Origin of the sequence: Mesorhizobium sp. M0898, from assembly GCF_040319695.1 — a bacterium.
Classification (GTDB): Bacteria; Pseudomonadota; Alphaproteobacteria; order Rhizobiales; family Rhizobiaceae; genus Mesorhizobium.
In genome coordinates, this window is record NZ_JAMYOE010000013.1 from 69,531 (window position 1) to 92,041 (window position 22,511).

The window sequence follows — 22,511 nt, forward strand, 5'->3', positions numbered from 1 at the left end:
GTTTTCTCTCAAATCGAAATCAGCTGTCGTCTTCGCCTGCGGCCGGTGCTGTCCGCCCCACGGCTTTGCGGCGCAGCAGCTTGGTCAGCTTCCAGACCATTGGGCTGTGCTTGATGAATGCCTTCAGGCTTGCGCCCTGCCTGAGCGCCAGCGCCAGCGCACGACCTTTCGGCGTCAGCGGAACCAGCACCTCGAAATGCTGCGTTTCGACATCGCACCACAATCGCTTGTAGGGTTCGTCGCCAACCGAGAAATCATAGATTTCGAAACCCGCCTCGCAGGCTTCCTGGATGTTCTCGAAGAACAGGAAGTCGCCCGGGCTGGTGTGTGCGAGGTCGTCCTCGGCGATCGCCCCGAATTCGCAGATCAGCCGCTTGCCCGAGCGGCTCGACCCGGTGACGGCACGAAGTTTGCCGGCGACTTCCAGCCCATGCAGGACGAAGGACGGATCTTCCTCTTGAAGCGCGTCGGCAAACAGCGAGCGGAAAAAAGCGCGCACCTCCGCCTCACCGAAAACATTGGCGATGCCCATCTTGCGGAAGCGGAATTCCTTCATCTCAAAAAAGGCATCGAGCAGCATGTGCACCTCGTCCGCAGTCCTCGCCTCGATGCGACGATAGCTGCCGACGGCCTCGAACTTGCGCGCCTGCGAGCGATGCTTCTTGCGCCTGCGCTTGCCGCTCACGCGGGTGAGCAGTGCGTCAAATCCTCCCACAAGACCGGCGGCCAGCGACAGATTGGGGCTCGAAAAATGCGGCAAGGCGGAGAGCGGGTTGGCAACGCCGTCGAGATCGGGCAGCAGCCGCTCCAGCGCAACAAGATCGATGTCGCGCCGCGCCTTGGCAATCGCAGCCAGCATCGAGCGGATCGCCGCGCTATCGGCATTCGCCAGCCATTGGGAGTCGGCGGCGGCAAAATTGCCGTTTGCATGGCGGCCGCCCATGAACCGGGCGACGCGGAACGCTCCACTGCGAGTGACCTCCAGCGCCAGTGAGAAAACCGGCCTGTCCTCGGCGCGCAGCGTCGCAACGACAACGTCGGCGCCGGTATGTGCGGCCCAGTTCAGGATCCAGCCTGCGCTTTGCGCAGGGGCAAAAAGCGCGGAATGGCAGAATTCTGCGTACGCCGCCAACGCCGCACTATCGGCGACCGAGGTTGACAGGCCGGCTTTGCCGGCCGGCAAGGCACACGGCGACGCCTCGCTGCTTGCCAGCCGATTGCCGTCAAATGACGCGGTGGCGTCAACCATACCTCAATCCTTAGGGCGTATTCGTCGCGATTGGGGGTCCCGCGCAGGCGCATTCCATGCTTGATGAGCTTAGGCGCAAAAGGTGAATGAATGATCGACGGGGGCGAGGCAATCCGCAAACTGGCGCTCAATCTCGCCCGCTATTCCGGTCTCGCGCCGCTGGCCAAGCCGTTTATCGGCGGCCTTGGCGCCATCCTGATGCTGCATCGGGTTACCGCGACACCGGAAAAGCCGAACGGCGTCAACCGCCACTTGAACATCGCGCCCGGGTTTCTCGATATCGTGATCGCCGACATGAAGGCGAACGGCTACAGTTTCGTCACGCTTGACGAGGCGATCGAGCGCATCAAGGCCAGCGACAAGGACGGCCAGTTTGCGACGATCACCGCCGACGACGCCTATCGAGACAACATGACCGAGGCGCTGCCGGTGCTGGAGAAGCACGGCGCGCCGATCACCATCTACGTCGCGCCGGGACTGATCGACGGCGCTGCCGATTTGTGGTGGGACGTGGTCGAGGACATCGTCAATGCGCGCGATCGCCTGACGCTGACGACGCCGGATGGCCCGGTGACAATCGACTGCTCGAGTCCGGGAAAAAAGGTCCAGGCCAATGCGCGCCTGCACGCTCATCTGACGCTGAAGGTGCGCGAGCAGGACCAGCGTGCGGTGTTGCGGGATCTGGCGCGCTCGAACGGCATCGAGTTGGGTGGTCCGCGCCCGAGCACGCTGATGAACTGGGACGAGATCCGCACCATGGCCGGGCACCCGCTGGTGACGATCGGCGCACATAGCGTCAATCACTGCAATCTGAAGCGGCTTTCCGAGAGCGATGCGAGACATGAGATCGGCGACGTCAAGCGCATATTGCAGGCCAAACTCGGCGAGGAGCCGCGCCATTTCGCCTATCCCTACGGTTATGCCAGTGCCGTCGGCCGCCGCGAAGTAGGCCTAGTCCGCGATGCCGGATACGCCTCGGCGGTGACGACCCGCCACGGCATACTCCGCGCCGAGCATGCCGGCTTCCTGCACGCCCTGCCGCGCATTTCGGTCAATGGCCGCTATCAGAGCGTCGCCCACATCCGAACAATGTTGTCGGGCGTGACGACGCCGCTGGCCAATGCCGGCAAGACGGTGGTGACGATCTAACTGTTGCCTCGCCCCTTCGGTCGCGGCTCCAGGATCAGCCATTTGATGATGCCCATCGCCGGCAGCACCCACAAAAGCCCGCTGAGCAGGAAGAAAATGAAGTGCGCCAGCGGCCCGGACTGCGACAATTGGGCGACCGCCACGATCGAGGCGACCAGCGCATAGACTATGACCAGCACTACCAGCAGGAAGCTTCCGATCAGCTTTTTCAGGCGAATGGGCATGGCGCGATCTCGTTGATCGCTATCGCTTAGGCCGAACAGCCAATACGCGCAACCCGCCAGAAACGGCGCGACGGCGTGCCGCGCTGTCCGGTCTTGCAAGCCGGGTTGCGATGGTTCACCAATCCGCGACTTCAACTGCCGGGACAAATCCATGGCTGCTGCCATATCCGATGCCGCGCCTTTCGCCGCCCGCGATCTTGACCTTCGCAACCGCGCGCTGGTACGCGGTTGGCTCTATGTCGTGCTCCTGGTGCTGTTTGCGCTGGTACTGGTTGGCGGCGCTACAAGGCTCACCAATTCCGGCCTGTCGATCACCGAATGGCAGCCGATACACGGCGTCATCCCGCCGCTCAATGATGCCGAGTGGCAGGAGGAGTTCCTGCGCTACCAGCAGATCCCGCAATATGCCGAACTCAACAACGGCATGAGCATCGAGGCGTTCAAATCGATCTTCTGGTGGGAATGGGTGCACCGCATCCTGGCGCGTAGTGTCGGCGTGGTCTTCGCCCTGCCGCTGCTGTTCTTCTGGGCGACGCGCCGCATCGAGCGCGGGCTCGGAACGAAATTGTCGGGCATCCTCCTTCTCGGCGCCCTGCAGGGCGCGATAGGCTGGTGGATGGTGGCGTCCGGGTTGGTTGACCGGGTTTCGGTCAGCCAATACCGGCTGGCGACGCATCTGACGCTGGCGGCGCTGATCTTCACGGCGACCATGGTGGTCGCGCGCGGATTGGCCCCACACTCCGAACCGGCCGCCAACCGCTCGACACAGCGTCTGGCCGGCTTCCTGGTGCTGCTGGCGCTGGTCCAGATCTATCTCGGCGGGCTGGTCGCAGGGCTAGACGCCGGCTTGAGCTACAACACCTGGCCGCTGATGGACGGCAAGCTGGTCCCCGGCGACCTGCTGCTGCTGGAGCCGGCATGGCGCAATTTCTTCGAAAACCCGAAGACGGTGCAATTCGTCCACCGGGTCGGCGCCTACACGATCTTCGCGGTCGCGCTCTGGCACATGATTGCGACACGCCAGCGCCTGCCGGGCACGACGCATGCCCGACGCGCGACGCTGCTGTTCCTGATTGTCGTGGTGCAGGCGTCGATCGGCATCGGCACGCTATTGATGCAGGTGCCTCTGCACATGGCCCTGACGCATCAGGCATTCGCGCTGTTTCTGCTGGGCTTCGCCGCCGCGCATTGGCGCGGTACCAAGGGCGCTTACCCGCTGCCCCACGAGATCGCTCTCAGAGGCTGAGCCGCACCCGCCGGATTGCCGCGGCAATCGCCAGTTCGCGGTTTTCGTCGACCGCATTGCGATCTTCATGGTGCCATGCAGCCGACAGGCAGCCATAGGCGATGGCGTGGTCCAGTATCGCGGGCGGCGACTGGCCGAGCGTTGCTGCAAAGACATGCGCCATATGCGCGATCCGCCGCGGATCGAGGCAAAGATCGTCTCGGTCGAGTGGGTTGTAGAACACATTGGCGGCATCGAAGCCGGGGTCGCCGAGAACGCCCTTGGATCGATCGCCAGCCAGCCGCGCGGACCGTGCATGATGTTGTCGTGATGCAGGTCGCCATGCAGCGGCCGTACGTCGTGCGGATTGGACAACAGCCGTTCCGCGATTTCGGCAGCTTCGACATACAGGCTCTTTTCGCCGGCGGCGCGATCGGCCTTCGCCTTTTTGAACAGGCTGGAAAACCGGGTCCGCAACGGCTGAAGGTCCGGTGGAGCAGGGTGCTTCGACGGCGAGAACAGCTTGGCCATTACCTCCGCCGCGATCGCGGTGGCGGCATTGTCGCCCTGATCCGCAATCATCTATGACAGCGAGGTTTCGCCGGCATACTCGAGCAGCATGCGGTGGCCATCGCGGCCCAGCAGCCGCACCGCGCCTTCGCCGCGTCGCCAGGCGAGGAAATGCTCGCCACGCAACTCGTCCTCGACATCGTCGAAAGGCTTTAGATCCTTGACGATTGCCGGCGAGCCGTCCTCGCGCGCGACCTTCCAGATGCGGCTGCTGAACGTTTCGGCGATGAGTTCGGGCGCGCCGACCTTCCAGCGCTTTGGAAATGCCGGCACATCCATTTAGAGGCCGAGCATCAGATCCATGTTCTGCACGGCGGCGCCCGAGGCGCCCTTGCCGAGATTGTCATAGACCGCAAGCAGCAGCGCCTGCGCTCGATCGTCATTGGCGAAGACGTAGAGCTTCATCCGGTTGGTGCCATTATAGATCTCCGGATCGATGTCAGGCATGCGTTCCTGATGCAGATACGGCGCCACCTCGACCACGCCGCCATCGATGGAAGCGAAATGATCGGCGATCGCCGCGTGAAGCTCGGCGCCGGTCGGCACATGGTCGAGGCCGCCGAGTTGCAGCGGCACCACCGTGATCATGCCTTGCGCGAAATTGCCGACCGCCGGCTGCATGATTGGATCGTGCGAAAGCTTAGCATAGGTCCTAAGCTCAGGCACGTGCTTGTGCTGCAGCGTCAGCCCGTAGGGCAGGAATTCCGGCGCATCCTCGCCCTTGCCGACATAATCCTCGATCATCGGCCGGCCGCCGCCGGAATAGCCGGAAATGCCGTTGACGGTGACCGGAAAATCGGCCGGCAGCAGCCCCGCCGCAACCAGCGGCCGCAGCGTCGCGATTGGTCCTTGCGGCCAGCAGCCCGGATTGGCGACGCGCTTCGCCGAAGCGATCTTCTTCGCCTGGTCCTTGTCCATTTCGGCGAAACCATATTCCCACCCATCGGCGACACGATGCGCCGTCGAGGCGTCGATCACTTTGGTGGTGTCATTGGCGATCAGCGAAACGCTTTCCTTGGCGGCCGCGTCCGGTAGGCAGAGAATCGCGACATCGGCGGCATTGAGGAACTCGGCGCGCGCTGCCGTTTCCTTGCGGCGCTCGGTCGGGATGGAGATGATTTCCAGGTCGCCACGCTCGGCAAGCAGCGCCCTTATCTGCAGACCGGTGGTGCCGTGCTCGCCGTCGATGAAGATTTTCGGTTTCATTGCTTGCCAAAATTCCTGTTATCTCAAAGCTATATGCCGCTTGCCTGGTTCAATCCGGCAACGCCATGATTGCCCTGGTTCATTTCTTCGAGTCGGGCCTTTCGTTCCGCCAACAGCCCGAGATAGTGCATGGCCACCATCGACCCGGCAATTGCCGTTATATCGGCGTGATCATAGGCTGGCGCAACCTCGACGACGTCGGCGCCGACGATATCGAGCTGATTGATCTGGCGCAGCACCGACAGGATCTTTGCCGAAGACGGGCCTCCCGCGACCGGCGTTCCGGTGCCGGGCGCAAAAGCCGGGTCCAGGCAATCGATATCGAAAGTGACGTAGGTCTTCTTGCCGCCCGTACGGTCGACGATGGCATAGGCGATGTCCGACGCACGCATTTCCTCCACTTCATGGCCATACAGGATCTTGATGCCGAACGTGTCGGGCGCGTGGGTGCGGATGCCGATCTGGATCGACCGGTCGGGGTCGATGATGCCCTCCTTGACTGCACGGCCGACGAAGGAGCCGTGATCGATGCGCTTGCCGTCGTCGGGCCAGGTGTCCTGGTGTGCGTCGAACTGCACCAGAGCCAGCGGGCCATGGATGGCGGCATGCGCCTTGAGCAACGGCCAGGTGACGAAGTGATCGCCACCGAGTGACAGCAGAAAGGCGCCGGATTTCAGGATCTTCGCCGCTTCGCGTTCGATCGTGGCAGGCGTCTTCTGGTGATTGCCGCTGTCGAGCAGGCAGTCGCCATAATCGACCACGGCAAGCTGTTCGAACAGATCGCGCGAAAACGGATATTGCGGGTCGTTGTCGAGGATGGCCGAGGCGCGGCGGATTGCCTGCGGCCCGAAACGGGCGCCCGGCCGATTGGTGACCGCAGCGTCGAAGGGAATGCCCCACACCACCGCATCGGCGTCCTTCACGTCCTTCGAATATTTGCGCCGCATGAACGACAGGGCGCCGGCATAGGTCGGCTCGAACGACGCACCCGTCCTGGAGCGGGTGGTGAAGGCATGATCGATGGTCCTTGGCGGCATGAAGCGATCTCCTGTGCGTCGACGCGCAACCTTATTGGACATAATTCTCAGAATTGCGACCCCTGCGGAGGATCATGGCCATTCGATCCGGTCACAAATCCTTGCTCGCCAGGCGAACCCGGCATGGCTCGCCATGAGATTGCCTGGCAAGCAACCGAAAGTAGCCGCCGAAGACTGCTTCGGCCGGCGCTGACCTGATTTTCCGGCATTTTGCAAGCCGGCTTCGTTCACCTGCCTGTCACGGGCATCGCTTAACCGGGGTGCGATCCCGGTACGGAGCGATTCTCGTGCGAATGACCTGTCTCATGCGAACGATTTGGCTGAGCCTTCTATTTTCCGCGGCGCTGGCGCTCTCCCTTGGCCAGGCATCGGCAGGCGAAACGCGCGCCAGGCAGATTCTCGACCGCTTCGAGCACGCCAACCAATGGCGCGACCATGTGATAGTGGCCGCGCACCGCGCCGGCGGCATGCAATCCGGCAAGACGCTCTATCCCGAAAATTCGATCGCCGCCGCCGAGGCGTCGATCGCAATGGGCGCCGAAATCGTCGAGGTCGATATAAGGCGCTCGAAGGACGGACAGTTCGTCGTCATGCATGACAGTTGGCTCGACCGCACGACGAATTGCAAGGGTGAGGTGGTCAACCGCACGATGGCCGAACTCAAGACGTGCCGTTTGGTGATCGAAGGCACCGGCGCCGTTACGGGCGAGACGGTCTCGACGTTGCGCGAGATGTTGATGACGACCAGGGACAGGATCCTCATCAATCTCGACAACAAGCTCGACACCGAAAGCCTCGTCGGCATGGTCGCGGTTGCGCGCGACCTCGGCATGGCCGAACAGGTGATCGTCAAGGAGAACCTGTGGAATGTGGAGCGGATTGCCAGTGTCAAGGCCGCCATGGACGCGATCGGCAGCGGCTTCCAGTTCATGCCGATTATCGCCGATGACGCGGTTCGCGACGCCATGTTTGCCGAGAAAGTGGGCCGGGCCTTCCCGATGCGCGCGGTCGAGATGATCAACTGGCGCATGGGATCAGAGACACTGACCGAGACCGGCGGCCCGCTGTTCAGCCCGCGCATGCGCGCGCTGGCGGTGAGGGGCGACTGGCACATCTGGGCCGACACCTATGCCATCGTCAACAAGCCGGGAGGCTTCCTCGCCGGCGGTCGCGGCGACGAGCTGGCGGTTGCGGCCAGCCTGCCGCGCGAGACTTATGGCTTCTGGGTCGAGCGCGGCGCCACCATCATCCAGACCGACGAACCGAAGGCCGCCATCAGTTGGCTGGCGGCGAACGGTTTTCGCGTGCCCTATGCCGGTGAGAAGCGCCCGGCCGAGCCGGCCAACACGGCCAGCATCAACTAGACCGGCGCGGCGAGAATTGGATCTCCCTCTTGTGGTGACGATGCCCGGCAGGGCAGAAGGGCGCTGTCCCGCCGACCCCAGGCCGGCAGCGCCAAACTTTCGAAGGAACCCAGAAACAGAAAACCCGCCTCCGTGGGCGGGTCGCTGGAGCCAATTAGCACCATACCCAGATTAGTAGCATAGCTGCCGGCACAAAGCAAGAACAAAATGTGGCGTAGTAGCAGAAAAATGCGACGATCCTTCAGCGCCTCGGGGGTTCCGCCTGCAAGGTCGCGCCTTCGCTGTCCTGCCGGCAATCTCCCCCGCAAGGGAACCCACTTGGGGGAGATTGGCTCATCACTGCCTTCGGCAATCTACCCGCAGGCCGCCATTGCCACACCATCCAGCTCCTTGATGACATCGTCCGACAGTTCGAGGTCGGCAGCGGCGAGGTTCTCCCGCAGATGCGCGACGGAAGACGTGCCGGGAATCAGAAGAATGTTGGGCGCGCGGCGAAGCAGCCAGGCGAGCGCGACCTGCATGGGCGTGGCGCCGAGGCGTGCCGCGACCTTGGACAAGGTCGACGACTGCAACGGGTTGAAGCCGCCAAGCGGGAAGAACGGCACATAGGCGGTGCGGTCGCGGGCCAGATCGTCGATCAAGGCATCATCGCCCCGATGCGCCAGATTGTACTGGTTCTGCACGCAGACGATCCTGCAAATCCGGCGGCCTTCGGCGATCTGTGCGGCGGTGACGTTGCTCAGCCCGATGTGGCGCACGAGGCCCTGTCGCTGGAGCTCGGCAAGCGTCGCAAGCGGCGCCTCGATCGACCCTTCGGCGGGGCCATGCGCGTCGAACATGACCCGAAGGTTGACCACCTCCAGCACGTCGAGTCCGAGATTGTGCAGATTGTCGTGCACCGCCTGTGTCAGCTCTTCTGCCGAGAAAGCCGGCAGCCACGAGCCATCCGTGCCGCGTCGGGCACCGATCTTGGTGACAATAACGAGGTCGTCGGGATAGGGTGCGAGCGCTTCGCGGATCAACAGGTTGGTCACCTGCGGGCCATAGAAGTCGCTGGTGTCGATGTGGTTGACGCCTTGTGCAACGGCTTCGCGCAGTACGGCCAATGCCGCGTCGTGGTCCTTTGGTGGGCCGAAGACGCCTGGCCCTGCGAGCTGCATGGCGCCGTAGCCGAGCCGTCTCACCTTACGGTCGCCGAGGATGAATGTGCCGGAATGGTTGACGCTGGACATGGTCTTTCTCCTTCAGGAACGGTGCACAGATAGACGCTGTCCGATCTCATGATAATTGGCTACAATTCGCACGGGCTGTGCGGAATGACGAACAATGCAGATTGATCTCGGGGACCTGAACGCCTTCGTGGCCGTAGCGCGCGCCAAAGGTTTTCGGGATGCGGCACGCGCCAGCGGCGGCAGTGCGTCCGGCTTGAGCGAGGCGGTGCGGCGCCTGGAGACGCAGCTCGGTGTCAGGCTGCTCAACCGGACGACCCGCAGCGTTGTCCTGACGGAAGCCGGCGAAGGCCTGCTGGCGCGGCTCGGTCCTGCCTTGACCGAGGTGGAGTCGGCTCTCGACGTAGTGAACGGCTTTCGCGACAGGCCGGCAGGTACGTTGCGCCTCAATGTGCCGGTCAGCGCGGCGCGGCTGGTACTGCCCAGCATCGTTCCGCCTTTTCTCGCCGCCTATCCAGGCATCCGGTTGGAGGTGATCTCGGAGGAGAGCTTCGTCGATGTGCTGGCGGCGGGGTGCGACGCCGGCATTCGCTATGAGGAGCGGCTGGAGCAGGACATGATCGCTGTGCCGATCGGACCGCGTGTGCAGCGCTTCGCCACCGCCGCCAGCCCGGCCTACCTGGATCGTCATGGCCGGCCGCAACACCCGCGCGACCTGCTCGGCCACGCCTGCCTGCGCGGCCGCTTTGCCAGCCGTGCGATGCCGCCGTGGGAATTCGAGCGCGACGGCGAGGTGGTGCGGGTCGACCCGACGGGGCCGCTTCTCGTGACCCTGGGCGGGGCGACTGACCTCAAAGTCGATGCAGCCATCGCCGGCACCGGCATCATCAGCCTGTTCGAGGATTGGCTACGTCCTCACTTCGAGAGCGGAGCGCTCGAACCGCTGCTTGAACCCTGGTGGCAGAGCTTCTCCGGGCCGTTCCTTTACTATCCCGGACGGCGCCTCGTGCCGGCGCCGTTGCGGGCGTTCATTGACTTCATCAAGGCGTCCGCCGGCCAGCCCTGACACCCGGGAGAGCCGCGCCCGAAAATAAGCGCGGCTCCCTTCCCTCAGGTGACCCGCCACTACGCTTCGCGGCAGGTCTTGCTTGATCTATTTGACTGGAATCATCAGGTGCGCGTAGGGCGTGTCGGGGAACATGACGTATGGTTGTGTGGGGTTCGGCTCGTGGGGATACAAGGCCATCATGTCTGGTGCGTTCATGACCATCACGTGCGGACCATCATGCAGCCATTCGGCTCCCTCCGGCGGCTTGGTTGCAAAGGGGTCGGTATTGCTGGCCGCATCGCCTCCTTTTAGCATGTAGGCGAAAGCAACTTTCCCTGCAGGCGGCTCCTTCTTGGACATGATCGCGTGCATCCACGCCATCCCGTTCTCATCCGTGCACATTGGGTCGTCGGCGGGAGTGCTCGGGTCGTCCGGGATGCAAGTGAAACCGTTGGTGCCCTTCCTCAACGTTTTCATCTCCCAATTCACGACGGCGGCGTTTTTGCCGACAGCCGCCGGTGCCGCTGTAATCGCATTATCGATCAGCTGCTCGTCGCTTTTGTCGGCCGCAGGCGCGGCGAATGCCCAAGTGGCGGCGACAGCTGCCAGAAACACACTGCTGGAATGGATGCGCATTGCCTCCTCCTTCGCGAGCGTCGGGTTACCGGCGCGTCGCAACGTGCACAGCTCCCGCTCTGTGGAGTTGGCTGCTGGCCTGGGATCTGGAACGCGCCTGTAATTAAGATACTACTAATATTATGTTGGGTCACCTGAAGATGCGGGATTGCTATGTCGACAAAGAAAAGGGGCTGCGAATACGCAGCCCCTCTGAAAAAATCGATAGAAAACAGGTCTCTGTTTAACGCTTCGAGAACTGGAAGGAGCGGCGGGCCTTCGCCTTGCCGTACTTCTTGCGCTCGACGACGCGGCTGTCGCGGGTCAGGAAGCCGCCCTTCTTGAGCACGGCGCGCAGCGCCGGCTCGTAATAGGTCAGCGCCTTGGAGATGCCGTGGCGCACGGCACCCGCCTGGCCGGAAAGGCCGCCGCCGATGACGGTGGCAACGATGTCGTACTGGCCGGCGCGATTGGCGGCGATAATCGGCTGGTTGAGGATCATCTGCAGCACCGGACGCGCGAAATATTCGGCGAACACCTTGTCGTTGACGACGATCTTGCCGGAGCCGGGCTTCACCCAGACGCGGGCGATGGCGTTCTTGCGCTTGCCGGTGGCGTAGGCGCGGCCCGACTTATCGAGTTTCTGGACGTGGACGGGTGCGGCCGGCTGGGTGTTGGTATTGCCGGTGGCAGCTCCGAGTTCTGCGAGCGAGGAAAGCTCAGCCATCTTACGAAACCTTCTTGTTCTTGGCGTTCAGCTTGGCCACGTCGAGGACGACGGGCTGCTGGGCGACATGCGGATGTTCCGTGCCTGCATAGACGCGGAGGTTCTTCATCTGGCGACGGCCGAGCGGGCCACGCGGGATCATGCGTTCGACGGCCTTCTCGACGACACGCTCGGGGAAACGACCCTCGAGCAGCTGGCGCGCGGTGCGCTCCTTGACGCCGCCGGGGTGGCCGGTGTGCCAGTAATAGACCTTGTCGGTGAACTTCTTGCCGGTGAACACCACCTTGTCGGCATTGATGACGATGACGTTGTCGCCGTCGTCGACGTGCGGGGTGAAGGTGGGCTTGTGTTTGCCGCGAAGATGATTGGCGATGACAGTGGCGAGACGGCCGACGACGAGACCCTCGGCGTCGATCAGCACCCACTTCTTCACCACATCCGCAGGCTTCTGCGAAAAGGTTGCCATGGATTGTTGCTTTCGGTTAGGACCTTCAAAAGAAGGCGTTTCTTGTTGCTTGGATTGGCGAAAGGCGCTTGCCCGCCGCCAATAACAAAACGGCGGCCTTTGCGGGCCGCTGTTCCGTGAGGGCTTATAGGAGAGGACGGCGACTGCGTCAAGGCGCGTGAAATGTCGGCGAGCTATCAAAATCCAGCAAAAACAATGCCTTGGATGAAAGGTATTATTTTACCACACCGTCAATCCGCTTTGGCGGGATCGAATAGGTGCCCGTTGCGTGCGCTACCGTGTGTCCCTCCGGGCCGGCGACGATGTCGATATCGAACACCATCAGGCTCTTGCCGAGCTTGAGGATGCGGCAATGGCCGTCGATCGGCCCGGCCTCGGCCTTGCGGACGAAATTGATGTTGAGACTGGTGGTGACCGAAAGCGCATCCGGTCCGGCATGCGAGAGCACGCAGACATAGCCGCCTATGTCGGCCAGCGTGAACAGCGCCGAACCCGACACGGTGCCGCCGGGACGCAAATGGCGCTCGTCGGCGTTGAGCCGCACGACACAGCCGCCTGGAAACACCTCCAACGCCTCGTAGAAGGTGAACTGGTCGTTGAGCTGCGGGAAAATGGTCGCCATCAGCGCGTTTATTTCGGCAGCCGTCAGCACCGGCTTGAGATTGCTGTGGGCGGGCATTTCAGTCTCCCGGTTTGCGCCCTGCATGTATGAACGCGACGTGGCGTTTCTGGCAACAGCCCATTCATTATGGCAGAAGCGGACGAGGGAGTTGGACGAAGCGAGACGGCATACTAGATTAGTCCATCATCGATCCGGGAGGAACGACCTATGGCCGAAATCGTCGCCATCAAGCCTGCCGTTGCCGAAGGGCCGGTCGTCTCCAGGCTGGACAACGGCGCGCTGCGCCTGACGCTCGCCAATCCGCCGGCCAATGCTCTTTCGCTTGCAGTGATGGCGGCGCTGACGGCGGAACTCGACCGCGCCAAGGCCGACAAATCCGTCCGCGTCATCGTCCTTGGGGCGACCGGCAAAGTGTTCTGCGCCGGGCACGACCTCAAGGAGTTGAGCGCGCACCGCGCCGATGCCGATCGCGGCAGGGGCTTCTTCGAAAAGACGTTTTCCGCCTGCGCCGCGCTGATGCAGGCGATCGTTCGCCATCCTAAGCCGGTGATCGCCGAAGTCGACGGTCTGGCGACGGCGGCCGGATTGCAGTTGGTCGCCAGCTGCGATCTCGCCATCGCCTCGCACGAGGCGACCTTCTGCACGCCTGGCGTCAATATCGGACTGTTCTGCTCGACGCCGATGGTGGCGCTGTCGCGCAACGTTTCGCGCAAGCACGCCATGGAGATGCTTTTGACCGGCGAGACGATCGATGCGGCAACCGCCAAGGAATTCGGCTTGGTCAACCGCGTCGTGCCGCGCGAATATCTGAATCAGATTGTCACCAAATACGCGCAAACCATTGCGTCCAAATCCTCTCTGGTCGTCAAGATCGGCAAGGAAGCCTTCTACGAACAGGCAGAAATGGGGCTGGCCGAGGCCTATGATTACACCGGGCGCGTCATGGTCGAGAACATGCTGGCGCGCGATGCGGAAGAGGGCATTGGCGCCTTCATCGGCAAGCGCAAGCCGGAATGGCCGGAGGAGTAGGAGGCGGATATGGAACCGCGCATCTCCATCGTCACCATCGCCACCGACGATCTCGACCGTGCGACGCGCTTCTATGAGGCGATGGGCCTGACCCGCCATGCCGGGATCACCGACGGCGTTGCCTTCTTCCAGATGGGCGGCGCCATTCTTGGCTTGTTTCCGCGCCCAAGCGCCGAAGAGGATTCGGGCGTCAGCTTCTCGAAGGCGCCGTCGGCCGTCTACCTCGCCTACAACACCCGCTCTGACGCCGAGGTCGACGAAGTGCTTGCGGCGGCTGAGAAGGCTGGCGGCAAGATCGTCAAGCCGGCCGGGCGCGCCTTCTGGGGCGGCTGGTACGGCTATTTCGCCGATGCCGACGGGCATGTCTGGGAAGTCGCGCACAATCCGGCTTTTCCGATCGCGGAAGACGGATCGATCTCGCTGCCGGGCTGACGACGTTCTCCCTGGCCCATTGCAAGCCACTTGCTCGGCTGTTGGCACCTCACTCCGAAGCGCTGTATGACGAGGCATGAACCACGACGCCTACGACAACGCCTATATCGCCGGCATTCTCAATTCCGTGAAGACCATCGCCATGGTCGGCGCGTCGGCCAACGATGTGCGGCCGAGCTATTTCGTGCTGAAATATCTGCTCGGCAAGGGGTTTTCGGTGTTCCCGATCAATCCCGGCCAGGCCGGCAAGGCGATTCTGGGCCAGATGACCTATGCCAGGCTGGCCGATGTTCCAGAGCCAATCGACATGGTCGACGTGTTTCGCGCTTCCGCTGCCGTGCCGGGCATTGTCGACGAGGTGTTGCGGCTCGATCCGCTGCCGAAAGTCATCTGGATGCAGCTTGGCATACGCCATGACGAGGCGGCGACGCGCGCAGAGGCTGTCGGCATCAAGGTGGTGATGAACCGTTGCCCCAAGATCGAATATGGCAAGCTGTCCGGCGAGATCGGCTGGACCGGCGTCAATTCCGGCGTCTTGTCCTCGAAGAAGCCGCTGATGCGCCCGGGATTCCAGAGTTTCGGCGTTCGCCAGAAGTAGGTAGTGAATAGAGAATGGTGAATAGAAAGATTTTTCTGGAAGGCCGGCAAGGCGGCATATGAGCCGCTTGCAATCAGGGTGGGGCTGGCCGACTTTGCCATTCACCATTCACCATTCACCATTCACCATTCACCATTGAGGGAGGTTTTTCGATGGCCCGCACGCCCGGTTTCAATACGCTCGCCGTCCATGCCGGCGCCAAGCCGGATCCGGCGACGGGCGCACGCGCGACGCCGATCTACCAGACCACCTCCTTCGTCTTCGACGATGCCGACCATGCCGCCTCGCTGTTCGGGCTGAAGGCGTTCGGCAACATCTATACCCGCATCATGAACCCGACGCAGGCGGTGCTGGAAGAGCGCATCGCGGCACTCGAAGGCGGCACGGCAGGCCTTGCGGTCGCCTCCGGCCATGCCGCGCAGGTGCTGGTCTTCCACAATCTAATGCAGCCCGGCGACAATTTCGTTTCAGCGACAAAGCTTTACGGCGGCTCGATCAACCAATTCGGCCACGCCTTCAAGAATTTCGGTTGGCAGGTGCGCTGGGCCGACACCAATGACATCTCGACCTTCGAGAGCCAGATCGACGACAGGACCAAGGCAATCTTCATCGAGAGCCTAGCCAATCCCGGCGGCGTCTTCGTCGATATCGAGAAGATCGGCGACATCGCCCGCAAGCACGGCCTGCCGCTGATCGTCGACAACACGCTGGCCTCGCCCTATCTGCTGCGGCCGATCGAGCATGGCGCCGACATCGTCGTGCATTCGCTGACCAAGTTCATCGGCGGTCACGGCAATTCGATCGGCGGCGCCATTGTCGACGGCGGCACGTTCGATTGGTCGAAGTCGGGCAAGTATCCGATGCTGTCGGAGCCGCGCCCCGAATATGGCGGCCTCGTCCTGCACGAGACCTTCGGCAATTTCGCCTTCGCCATCGCTGCTCGCGTGCTCGGCCTGCGCGACATCGGCGCGGCGATTTCGCCGTTCAACGCATTCCTTATCCTGACCGGTCTGGAAACCTTGCCGCTCAGGATGCAGCGCCACTGCGACAATGCGGCGGCGGTCGCCGGATGGCTTTCCAACCATCCCAAGGTCGCCTGGGTTTCCTATCCCGGCCTGCCCAGCGACAAGAACAACGCGTTGCAGAAGAAGTACTCGCCGCTTGGCGCCGGCGCGGTGTTCACATTCGGGCTGAAGGGCGGCTATGCGGCGGGCATCAAGTTCGTCGAGGCGCTCGAACTGTTCTCGCATCTGGCCAATGTCGGCGACACCAAGTCGCTGGTCATCCACCCGGCATCGACCACGCATCGCCAGCTTTCCGACGAGCAGAAGATCAACGCCGGGGCAGGGCCTGACACGGTCAGGCTTTCGGTCGGCATCGAGGACGTCAACGACATCCTCGCCGATCTGGAACAGGCTCTCGCCAAGGTTTGATCGCCATGGCCACGCCGAAATTTCTTTCCGTCGGCGTCGACGCCGTCGAACCGGAATTTGGCGCACCAGCGCCGGATCGCCTGATTTCGGGCGATCCGAAATTCCGCACCTGGAATGTCGAGGAACAGCACGGCGGCCTCTATGCCGGCGTCTGGGAAGCAACGCCAGGCAAATGGCGCATCGAATATGATGAGTGGGAGTTCTGCCACATCCTGTCAGGGGTTTCGGTGATCGCCGAAGACGGCGGCGACGCGCGCACCGTCAGGGCAGGCGACAGTTTCGTGCTCAGGCCGGGCTTTAGAGGAAGCTGGGAAGTGCTTGAAACGACGCGCAAGGAGTATGTGATCAAGCTTTGATCTCGCATCGCGCCGGACTTTACAAAAGGCGATCGATGTCCGTGTCGGAAAATCCGTATCGGCTCATAATGCCGCGGTGCCATGAAACTTTCCCAGCAAATCATGACTGCCTCCGCTTCCCGCGCTCCGACTAAGGCTTCATTCAGGGTGAATGTGACCGTCACGTTCGATCCGTTTCCGGCCGCGGGCCGGTGTAGCGGAGAATCCAGAGCCCCTGGTTCTTGTCAGTTATGTAAATGAAGCCGCGCCGGTCCACGACCACGTCCTCGGTCTGAACAACCAGCTTGTCTTCCGGCATAGGGCCGTAGCGTCGGACTGGCTCCGGCGGGATGAAGTAGCCGACCTCGCGCGGAAGCCGAGTATTCGAGACGTCATAGACCCTGAGCCCGGCGTTGAAGTGCGCGATATAGAACAGATCGCCTTGTTTCTGGACATCGGGATGATGCTGGTGGTGGTTGATGTTGTGCGGTCCGCGCCAGCCGCCACGAGTTGTGAAATCCGAATAGGGAGCGCCTTCGGGTGGCACTGGTTCGGGCAACAGCGACAGCAGAAAGGGTTCACTGGAATCGGAAATATCGACGATCGAAGCGTGATGCATCGGACCAAGTCCATAGGTGACGTTCTCCGAATTGGCGAAGGCAATGCCGCGCTCTGGAATCGGCAGCACGCTATGCACACCGAAGCGCGAGTGAAACGGAGGGCTGAAGCTCAGGCCGCCGACCTGCCTCGGCTGGGAGACATCGCTAATATCGAGCACAACGATTCCCGCCGCACCATAAGGCAAATAGACAAGATCGCCAGTGACATAAGGCGGGCCGTGCAGCGAGACATCCTCGCCCGTGCTGGCGCAGAAGGCGCCGCACATGCATTGCGGCTTCAGTCGCAACCGGTAGCGATCGGCGGTCTCCTGGTCGGCGGCGGGCTTCGCAGCCGCAAAGCTCTCGCCGCCGGCCTCGTGCTGGCCCGGCACCCACCAGCGTCCGGCTTCGCGCGGATTCGAGCGATCCGAAATATCGAGGATGACGTAGATGTTGCCCCTGTAACCCGGCATGCCGGCGGCAAGGTGGACATAACGTCCACCGGGATAGAGGTTGCGATGCGTGCCGTTTCCGCCGGTGCGGTAGTGACTGAGTTGTTTCGGATTGATGGGGTCCGCGATATCCCAGATCAGAACGCCTTCGCCGAACGGTGCGTCGGGGTCACCGCCGAAATTAGCAAAGGGCTTTTCGAGGGCGGTCACCATCGTGTCGCCGGACAAATCTATTTGTAGAGTCCAAGTATTCGTGCCGAGATAGGGCACGAACTTGACCGTCTCGGGCTTGGCCGGGTCGGTCACGTCCACGATGCTCCAGCCGGAGTGCCAGAAGTGCCCAGTGTAGAGATACCAACGTTCGCCAACCTGCCTGATCGCCATTTTGAAGGCTGGGCGATGATCGAGATCGGTATAGCCCACAGCTTCGACATTGTGGGCGAAAGCGCCAGGGGGCGCTGGCGACGAAGCTGGAACGGGTTGGGCAAGGGCCTCGCAGACAAGACCGGATTGAGATGTCGCGGCGATCGTCGCGCCGATGAGCGGCACTTTCAGCATCTGGCGGCGTGAAATCTCGGAATTTTTCAAAGCGCGTCTCCCGGATTTTGCAGCTTTCCGGATTTTGCAGATTCCGATACTTTCCGTCCAATATCGTTTGAGCCATGGGTAATTCTATTTGGGAAATTAAAGGCTGAAGATGAACCACAAGCTGATGCAGTCCTTCATGGCCGTCGCCGAAGAGCTGCATTTCGGGCGCGCGGCAGCGCGCTTGCATATCTCACAGCCGCCCCTGACAAAGCAGATCCAGCAACTGGAACAGGCGATGGGTGTGCGCTTGCTGGAGCGCACCAAGCGCAAGGTCGAACTGACTGCGGCGGGGCGTGTGTTCCTTGATGAGGTTAGGGCCGTGCTTCAGCAGACAGAGCAGGCGGTGGAGCTTGCTCGCAAAGCCGATCGTGGCGAAACCGGCCATCTTGCTGTCGGATTCATCGACGCGGCTATCTACAGCGTGGTGCCTTCTGTCGTCCAACGCTTCACCAAGCGCTATCCCGAGGTCGAGTTGAGCCTGACCGACCTGCGCATTCCCAATCAAGTCAGGGCTGTGGCCGAACGCCAGCTCGATATCGGTTTTGTTCATCCTCCCGTCGTTCACAACGCATTGAAGGTCGAAAGCATACTGGTCGAACCCCTGATCGTGGCCTTGCCGGAAACGCATCGGCTGGCCTCGGAAGCAGAGGTCGCGCTAGCCGACTTGGCCTCCGAAGCGTTGATTCAGTTCCCGCGCAGCATCAATCCATCCCTCTATGACGAGATCGTCGGGTTGTGCCGTTCATCCGGGTTCAGCCCGAGGATCGTTCGAGAAGCAACGCCGAAGCAGACAATCATCGGACTTGTATCCGTCGGGCTGGGCGTCTCGCTGCTGCCCGCCTGTCTGCAAAATTTGCGCCGGAGCGGCGTCGTTTATCGCCCTATCCAGGGACGAACCTTGTCTATCGACACTTCAATCATCTACCGGCATGAACAACCCTCGCCGGTGCTGAAGGCCTTCCTCGACATCGTCCGCGAGACGACGCAAAAAGATTCAAATCCCGTCTCTCTTCAAGCTTCATGACCGAATTTCTATAGGCATCCGGGATTTTTAGTGTGAGGTCCTGCTTCCGGTAGCTTCATCGTTCAATCAGCGATTATTTGGCACTCGCGGCCTTGAGATGTTACCTATTTGACCGGAATTCGCCGGAGCCGGCTTCGAAGCCTGTCGTCGGAAGCCGTCCTCAGATTCTGACGGCAAGCGTTTCCAGCCCGTGGAAATGATACGTGTCACGGAAGCGCGGCTGTTCGGCCATTTGGAGCCGCGGCAGGCGTTCGAACAAGGTTTTCAGCGACACCTGCAATTCGAGCCGAGCGAGCGGCGCGCCGATGCAGAAATGGATGCCGGCGCCGAACGATACGTTCTTCTGGTCGGCGCGGTCCGGCCTGAAGGCGAGGGGCTCGGCAAACGCAGTAGGGTCGCGATTGGCCATGCCGAGCAGCAGACCGATCGTTTCGCCCGGCTGGACGATGATCCCCGGCTCGGCCTCGACCTCCTGATAGGCGTAGCGCGTGAACATGTGTAGCGGCGCGTCGAAGCGCAGGCACTCTTCGACCGTCGCGGCTGTTGCTTCCGGTGAGGCGAAGAAGCGGCGCGGGTCGCCGCCTTGCGCAAGGATCGAGCGCACCGCATTGCCGGTCTGGTGGACAGTTGCTTCATGGCCGGCATTGAGCAAAAGGATGGCCGAGGACACCAGCTCGTCCTCCGACAGTTTCTGGCCGTCCTCCTGTGCCGCAATCAGCAGCGACAGAAGATCCGCGCCCGGCCTCTTTCGCCGCTCGGCGACGTAGCCGCGCAGAAAATCGGAAAAGTCGCGCGCGGCGCGATTGGCCGTGTCCTCCGTCCCGCGGGTGCGGCCATGCATGTACATGGCGACCATCCGATGCGACCAGTCGAGCAGCTGCGGCCCCATGTCGACCGGCACGCCGAGCATTTCCGCAATGATGGTGATCGGCAAGGGAGCTGCGAATGCCGGCAGCAGGTCGACTCCTCCTGGTTCGAAACGGTCGATCAGTTCGTTGGCCAGCGCCTCGACACGTGGCCTGAGCCGCTCGACCTGGCGCGAGACGAAGGCGCGGTTGACCAGCGTTCTGAGCCGTGTGTGGACAGGCGGCTCCAGCTCCAGCATCGAATTGGCCTCGATGCCGTCGAACGCGCTGAGGTGCGTGCGGTCCTGACCGATGCCTCGGCTGTCCGGAATGCCGGCCGGGTTCTGCCGGCCGAAGCGGCGATCGCGCAGCAGCCGGTTGACGTCGTCGAAGCCGCCAAAGCACCAGAAACCAAACTCCTCCCAGAAGAAGGCGTTCGATGCGCCATGCAGGAAGGCGTAGGCTTCGTACGGATTCTGGAAGAACGCCGGCTCGTGCGGATCGAGCCGCAGGCGGCGCGTGGCTGGATCAAAAGCAAGGTAGGGCGGCTTCAATTCGGTCATGCCAGATCATTAGCGCGGCTTGCCAGTCTGGTGCCAGACCGTATGTTGGCCCTCCAGTGAGGTGAGCCGCCGAAGCGGTTGCGGAAGGACGGTTTTCATGAATGTGATCGTGGTCGGTGCAGGCATTGCCGGGCTATCCACGGCGTGGTCACTGGTCAGGGCCGGGCACCTCGTCTCGATCGTCGAGCAGGGACCGATCCCCAATCCGCTTGCCGCGTCGGGCGACCATCATCGCATCATCCGCCGCGCCTACCGGGCCGGAACGGGCTACGGCCGGCTGATCACCGAAGCCTATGAAGCCTGGGATGAGATGTGGGCCGATCTCGGCGAAAGCCATCTCGATCCGCGCGGCTTCATCTGCATTTCGCGCCAGCCGGGAGATGAGGCCGAGGAATACCGAGAAGGCATGGAAGCCGGGAACTACCCGTTCGAATTGTTCGAGCCGGATGCCGCGGTCGAACGCTGGCCGTTCCTGCAGCCTGGTTCATTCCGCTATGCGTATTTTTCGCCGGACGGCGGCGCGCTGCACTGCCGCAAGATCGCCGCCGGCCTCGCCAGGTGGCTGCGCGCGAACGGCGCCAATGTCTACGAGAACAGCAAGGTGGTCGAGATCGACGCCGAGGCCGGGCATATCGTGCTGGCAGGCGGCGAAACGATGCAGGCCGACCGGATCGTCGTCGCTGCCGGCGCCTGGGTGCTGAAACTGTTCCCGGAGCTGGACGGCGAGCTGAAAACCTGGCGCACCGCGCTCGCCTATGTCGAACCGCCGGCGGATCTGCAGGCAGCCTGGCAGGCAGCGCCGGTTGTCCTCGACATTGGCGGCACTGTCGACGGCTACGCAATCCCGCCGACAGGCGGCGCCGGCATGAAATTCGGCTCGGGCCTGCACAGGGTGCCGACCAGCGATGCAGACTGGAACCGTCAGCCGGTACCGGGCGAGGGTGAGGCGATCCGCAACCTGTTTTCGCCGCCGATCGCTCGTATCGAGGAGTACAAGGTCACCGAAGTGGTCACCTGCGCCTACACATTCACCGCCGACGAGAAGTTCCTGGCCCACCGGAAAGGCAGATGCCTGATCGTCTCGGCCTGCTCCGGCCACGGCTACAAGTTCGGCGCGGCGGTCGGCAGAAGGGTTGCGGCCTGCGTCGGCAGTGGCGATGTCGGCGGCCTGAAGAAATGGCTCAGGGCGGAGGTGGCCTGAGCGCTAATACTGGCAATGCCTCGGAATATGCACGCGGCGCCAGCTGGATGAGCCCTCCCTGACCACCACGCGGCGGGCCACTGTCTGATAAGACGCCGGAATGTCGATGATGCGCCGTTGCTCCGGCCGCACCAGAACCTCTTCGGCGACGCTCTCGTATTCGGCGGGGAGGACAACGCGCCGCCGGCGTTCCGGCTCAACCACGACGATCTCGGCCACCCGTTCATAGCGCGCCTTGTGCCTGACCTTGCACAGCACCTGGCGGCCATCGATGATGCGCCATTCCCAGGAATAGCCGCCGTCATCGACCCTCACGGACCGGTAGATGGTGCGGGTGATGGCGGGCACGATCTCGTAGCTGACGCGCGCCGGCGCGATCTGCACCACGCGCTCGCGCGTCCCGTAGATCGGCGCTTCATACTGCACCTGCTGGCCGGCTGGGCTGACGAGCACGTCCTCGTAGACCGTGTCGTAGAAGGCCGGCCGATTGACCTGCTCGTAGCATTCGACCGCGCGTCCGCCGGCCGCCGTTTCCGACATTGTGCCGAGCATGGTCAGGCCGGCAATGGCGAAGGAAAAAGCTTTCCTGGTCATGGAACTCCCCCTGTTTGAACCGCATGAAGCGGGTTCAACGTTGAACTGTAGGGAAAGCCATGTCGTGGAAAAGGCGATTCATCAAACTTCGTTAATTCGACTACCTGAGTCCGACAGACAAATTCTTGCTGCCAATTAAGCATCCGC

24 protein-coding genes and 1 pseudogene are annotated in these 22,511 nt (G+C 62.4%); 12 read left to right on the plus strand and 13 right to left on the minus strand.

The annotated features are described in order from the left end of the window. Positions 1-19 precede the first annotated feature (19 nt). A complete protein-coding gene (locus tag NKH90_RS16325; protein ID WP_352820068.1) occupies positions 20-1,249 on the minus strand; it encodes a GNAT family N-acetyltransferase in 1,230 nt (409 codons plus the stop codon). Between the two features lie 90 nt (positions 1,250-1,339). Here NKH90_RS16325 and NKH90_RS16330 point away from each other — a divergent pair, with 90 nt between their 5' ends. Continuing rightward, positions 1,340-2,398 (plus strand): polysaccharide deacetylase family protein, encoded by a 1,059-nt coding sequence (locus NKH90_RS16330; RefSeq protein WP_352501533.1) that lies wholly within the window; start codon positions 1,340-1,342, stop codon positions 2,396-2,398. Here NKH90_RS16330 and NKH90_RS16335 read toward each other — a convergent pair. Continuing rightward, the gene (locus NKH90_RS16335; RefSeq protein WP_023674629.1) at positions 2,395-2,622 is read right to left on the minus strand and encodes a DUF2842 domain-containing protein; all 228 of its coding nucleotides are present in this window, start codon (positions 2,620-2,622) and stop codon (positions 2,395-2,397) included. The two genes, NKH90_RS16330 and NKH90_RS16335, sit on opposite strands and share 4 nt — an antisense overlap. A gap of 151 nt (positions 2,623-2,773) precedes the next feature. On the opposite strand from NKH90_RS16335, the gene NKH90_RS16340 reads away from it, so the two are divergent. Beyond that, entirely contained in the window at positions 2,774-3,868 is a 1,095-nt protein-coding gene (locus NKH90_RS16340; protein WP_352820069.1) for a COX15/CtaA family protein, read from the plus strand. On the opposite strand, the pseudogene NKH90_RS16345 reads toward NKH90_RS16340, so the two are convergent. The 3 genes and pseudogenes from NKH90_RS16345 to speB all read right to left on the minus strand — a co-directional run bounded on the left by NKH90_RS16345 (position 3,858) and on the right by speB (position 6,660). Beyond that, a pseudogene (locus tag NKH90_RS16345) lies at positions 3,858-4,696 on the minus strand (aminoglycoside phosphotransferase family protein). The gene NKH90_RS16340 and the pseudogene NKH90_RS16345 overlap by 11 nt on opposite strands. After that, positions 4,697-5,623: an N-acetyl-gamma-glutamyl-phosphate reductase gene (gene argC, locus NKH90_RS16350; protein ID WP_352449330.1), complete on the minus strand. Its 927-nt coding sequence runs from the start codon at positions 5,621-5,623 to the stop codon at positions 4,697-4,699. Positions 5,624-5,652: 29 nt separating this feature from the next. Then, positions 5,653-6,660, minus strand: coding sequence for an agmatinase (gene speB / locus NKH90_RS16355; RefSeq protein WP_352449331.1), 1,008 nt, complete (start codon positions 6,658-6,660; stop codon positions 5,653-5,655). A gap of 305 nt (positions 6,661-6,965) precedes the next feature. On the opposite strand from speB, the gene NKH90_RS16360 reads away from it, so the two are divergent. Continuing rightward, the gene (locus NKH90_RS16360) at positions 6,966-8,024 is read left to right on the plus strand and encodes a glycerophosphodiester phosphodiesterase family protein (protein WP_352820070.1); all 1,059 of its coding nucleotides are present in this window, start codon (positions 6,966-6,968) and stop codon (positions 8,022-8,024) included. A gap of 353 nt (positions 8,025-8,377) precedes the next feature. Here NKH90_RS16360 and NKH90_RS16365 read toward each other — a convergent pair whose 3' ends face one another. Continuing rightward, on the minus strand, positions 8,378-9,256 hold the full coding sequence (locus NKH90_RS16365) for an aldo/keto reductase family oxidoreductase (RefSeq protein ID WP_352820071.1): 879 nt from the start codon (positions 9,254-9,256) through the stop codon (positions 8,378-8,380). A 94-nt stretch (positions 9,257-9,350) separates the two neighbouring features. Here NKH90_RS16365 and NKH90_RS16370 point away from each other — a divergent pair, with 94 nt between their 5' ends. Then, positions 9,351-10,259 (plus strand): LysR family transcriptional regulator, encoded by a 909-nt coding sequence (locus NKH90_RS16370; protein WP_352614137.1) that lies wholly within the window; start codon positions 9,351-9,353, stop codon positions 10,257-10,259. 87 nt (positions 10,260-10,346) lie between these two features. On the opposite strand, the gene NKH90_RS16375 is transcribed toward NKH90_RS16370, so the two are convergent. The 4 genes from NKH90_RS16375 to NKH90_RS16390 form a co-directional block, all read right to left on the minus strand. After that, positions 10,347-10,877 (minus strand): hypothetical protein, encoded by a 531-nt coding sequence (locus NKH90_RS16375; protein ID WP_352766872.1) that lies wholly within the window; start codon positions 10,875-10,877, stop codon positions 10,347-10,349. 223 nt (positions 10,878-11,100) lie between these two features. Beyond that, positions 11,101-11,583, minus strand: coding sequence for a 30S ribosomal protein S9 (rpsI, locus tag NKH90_RS16380; RefSeq protein WP_023674644.1), 483 nt, complete (start codon positions 11,581-11,583; stop codon positions 11,101-11,103). Between the two features lies 1 nt (position 11,584). Continuing rightward, positions 11,585-12,049: a 50S ribosomal protein L13 gene (gene rplM / locus NKH90_RS16385; RefSeq protein ID WP_023674645.1), complete on the minus strand. Its 465-nt coding sequence runs from the start codon at positions 12,047-12,049 to the stop codon at positions 11,585-11,587. Between the two features lie 214 nt (positions 12,050-12,263). Beyond that, complete coding sequence (locus NKH90_RS16390) at positions 12,264-12,728, minus strand: PaaI family thioesterase (protein ID WP_352471978.1); 465 nt, start codon at positions 12,726-12,728, stop codon at positions 12,264-12,266. Positions 12,729-12,878: 150 nt separating this feature from the next. Here NKH90_RS16390 and NKH90_RS16395 point away from each other — a divergent pair, with 150 nt between their 5' ends. From NKH90_RS16395 to NKH90_RS16415, 5 genes are all read left to right on the plus strand, one after another. Then, positions 12,879-13,700: an enoyl-CoA hydratase gene (locus tag NKH90_RS16395; protein WP_352682011.1), complete on the plus strand. Its 822-nt coding sequence runs from the start codon at positions 12,879-12,881 to the stop codon at positions 13,698-13,700. Positions 13,701-13,709: 9 nt separating this feature from the next. After that, positions 13,710-14,132, plus strand: coding sequence for a VOC family protein (locus tag NKH90_RS16400; protein WP_352820072.1), 423 nt, complete (start codon positions 13,710-13,712; stop codon positions 14,130-14,132). Positions 14,133-14,208: 76 nt separating this feature from the next. Continuing rightward, positions 14,209-14,730 (plus strand): CoA-binding protein, encoded by a 522-nt coding sequence (locus tag NKH90_RS16405; protein WP_352820073.1) that lies wholly within the window; start codon positions 14,209-14,211, stop codon positions 14,728-14,730. Positions 14,731-14,882: 152 nt separating this feature from the next. Further along, positions 14,883-16,163: an O-acetylhomoserine aminocarboxypropyltransferase gene (locus NKH90_RS16410; RefSeq protein ID WP_352820074.1), complete on the plus strand. Its 1,281-nt coding sequence runs from the start codon at positions 14,883-14,885 to the stop codon at positions 16,161-16,163. Between the two features lie 5 nt (positions 16,164-16,168). Then, complete coding sequence (locus tag NKH90_RS16415) at positions 16,169-16,519, plus strand: cupin domain-containing protein (RefSeq protein WP_352820075.1); 351 nt, start codon at positions 16,169-16,171, stop codon at positions 16,517-16,519. Between the two features lie 160 nt (positions 16,520-16,679). Here NKH90_RS16415 and NKH90_RS16420 read toward each other — a convergent pair whose 3' ends face one another. Continuing rightward, positions 16,680-17,855 (minus strand): LVIVD repeat-containing protein, encoded by a 1,176-nt coding sequence (locus NKH90_RS16420; protein WP_352820076.1) that lies wholly within the window; start codon positions 17,853-17,855, stop codon positions 16,680-16,682. A 30-nt stretch (positions 17,856-17,885) separates the two neighbouring features. Between NKH90_RS16420 and NKH90_RS16425 the strand changes: the two genes are divergently transcribed. After that, positions 17,886-18,119: a hypothetical protein gene (locus NKH90_RS16425; protein ID WP_352820077.1), complete on the plus strand. Its 234-nt coding sequence runs from the start codon at positions 17,886-17,888 to the stop codon at positions 18,117-18,119. A gap of 127 nt (positions 18,120-18,246) precedes the next feature. Continuing rightward, positions 18,247-19,161, plus strand: coding sequence for a LysR family transcriptional regulator (locus NKH90_RS16430; RefSeq protein ID WP_352682001.1), 915 nt, complete (start codon positions 18,247-18,249; stop codon positions 19,159-19,161). Between the two features lie 160 nt (positions 19,162-19,321). Here NKH90_RS16430 and NKH90_RS16435 read toward each other — a convergent pair whose 3' ends face one another. Then, the gene (locus NKH90_RS16435; protein WP_352820078.1) at positions 19,322-20,569 is read right to left on the minus strand and encodes a cytochrome P450; all 1,248 of its coding nucleotides are present in this window, start codon (positions 20,567-20,569) and stop codon (positions 19,322-19,324) included. 97 nt (positions 20,570-20,666) lie between these two features. On the opposite strand from NKH90_RS16435, the gene NKH90_RS16440 reads away from it, so the two are divergent. Next, complete coding sequence (locus NKH90_RS16440) at positions 20,667-21,770, plus strand: NAD(P)/FAD-dependent oxidoreductase (RefSeq protein ID WP_352820079.1); 1,104 nt, start codon at positions 20,667-20,669, stop codon at positions 21,768-21,770. Positions 21,771-21,773: 3 nt separating this feature from the next. Here NKH90_RS16440 and NKH90_RS16445 read toward each other — a convergent pair whose 3' ends face one another. Continuing rightward, positions 21,774-22,364, minus strand: a complete 591-nt coding sequence (locus tag NKH90_RS16445) for a hypothetical protein (protein WP_352820080.1) — start codon at positions 22,362-22,364, stop codon at positions 21,774-21,776. Between the last annotated feature and the right edge of the window lie 147 nt (positions 22,365-22,511).

Bases quoted from the DNA above. Each gene is read 5' to 3' on its own strand.
- NKH90_RS16325 (WP_352820068.1), bottom strand. From the start codon at position 1,249: ATGGTTGACGCCACCGCGTCATTTGACGGCAATCGGCTGGCAAGCAGC.
- NKH90_RS16330 (WP_352501533.1), top strand. From the start codon at position 1,340: ATGATCGACGGGGGCGAGGCAATCCGCAAACTGGCGCTCAATCTCGCC.
- NKH90_RS16335 (WP_023674629.1), bottom strand. From the start codon at position 2,622: ATGCCCATTCGCCTGAAAAAGCTGATCGGAAGCTTCCTGCTGGTAGTG.
- NKH90_RS16340 (WP_352820069.1), top strand. From the start codon at position 2,774: ATGGCTGCTGCCATATCCGATGCCGCGCCTTTCGCCGCCCGCGATCTT.
- argC (WP_352449330.1), bottom strand. From the start codon at position 5,623: ATGAAACCGAAAATCTTCATCGACGGCGAGCACGGCACCACCGGTCTG.
- speB (WP_352449331.1), bottom strand. From the start codon at position 6,660: ATGCCGCCAAGGACCATCGATCATGCCTTCACCACCCGCTCCAGGACG.
- NKH90_RS16360 (WP_352820070.1), top strand. From the start codon at position 6,966: ATGCGAACGATTTGGCTGAGCCTTCTATTTTCCGCGGCGCTGGCGCTC.
- NKH90_RS16365 (WP_352820071.1), bottom strand. From the start codon at position 9,256: ATGTCCAGCGTCAACCATTCCGGCACATTCATCCTCGGCGACCGTAAG.
- NKH90_RS16370 (WP_352614137.1), top strand. From the start codon at position 9,351: ATGCAGATTGATCTCGGGGACCTGAACGCCTTCGTGGCCGTAGCGCGC.
- NKH90_RS16375 (WP_352766872.1), bottom strand. From the start codon at position 10,877: ATGCGCATCCATTCCAGCAGTGTGTTTCTGGCAGCTGTCGCCGCCACT.
- rpsI (WP_023674644.1), bottom strand. From the start codon at position 11,583: ATGGCTGAGCTTTCCTCGCTCGCAGAACTCGGAGCTGCCACCGGCAAT.
- rplM (WP_023674645.1), bottom strand. From the start codon at position 12,049: ATGGCAACCTTTTCGCAGAAGCCTGCGGATGTGGTGAAGAAGTGGGTG.
- NKH90_RS16390 (WP_352471978.1), bottom strand. From the start codon at position 12,728: ATGCCCGCCCACAGCAATCTCAAGCCGGTGCTGACGGCTGCCGAAATA.
- NKH90_RS16395 (WP_352682011.1), top strand. From the start codon at position 12,879: ATGGCCGAAATCGTCGCCATCAAGCCTGCCGTTGCCGAAGGGCCGGTC.
- NKH90_RS16400 (WP_352820072.1), top strand. From the start codon at position 13,710: ATGGAACCGCGCATCTCCATCGTCACCATCGCCACCGACGATCTCGAC.
- NKH90_RS16405 (WP_352820073.1), top strand. From the start codon at position 14,209: ATGAACCACGACGCCTACGACAACGCCTATATCGCCGGCATTCTCAAT.
- NKH90_RS16410 (WP_352820074.1), top strand. From the start codon at position 14,883: ATGGCCCGCACGCCCGGTTTCAATACGCTCGCCGTCCATGCCGGCGCC.
- NKH90_RS16415 (WP_352820075.1), top strand. From the start codon at position 16,169: ATGGCCACGCCGAAATTTCTTTCCGTCGGCGTCGACGCCGTCGAACCG.
- NKH90_RS16430 (WP_352682001.1), top strand. From the start codon at position 18,247: ATGAACCACAAGCTGATGCAGTCCTTCATGGCCGTCGCCGAAGAGCTG.
- NKH90_RS16435 (WP_352820078.1), bottom strand. From the start codon at position 20,569: ATGACCGAATTGAAGCCGCCCTACCTTGCTTTTGATCCAGCCACGCGC.
- NKH90_RS16440 (WP_352820079.1), top strand. From the start codon at position 20,667: ATGAATGTGATCGTGGTCGGTGCAGGCATTGCCGGGCTATCCACGGCG.
- NKH90_RS16445 (WP_352820080.1), bottom strand. From the start codon at position 22,364: ATGACCAGGAAAGCTTTTTCCTTCGCCATTGCCGGCCTGACCATGCTC.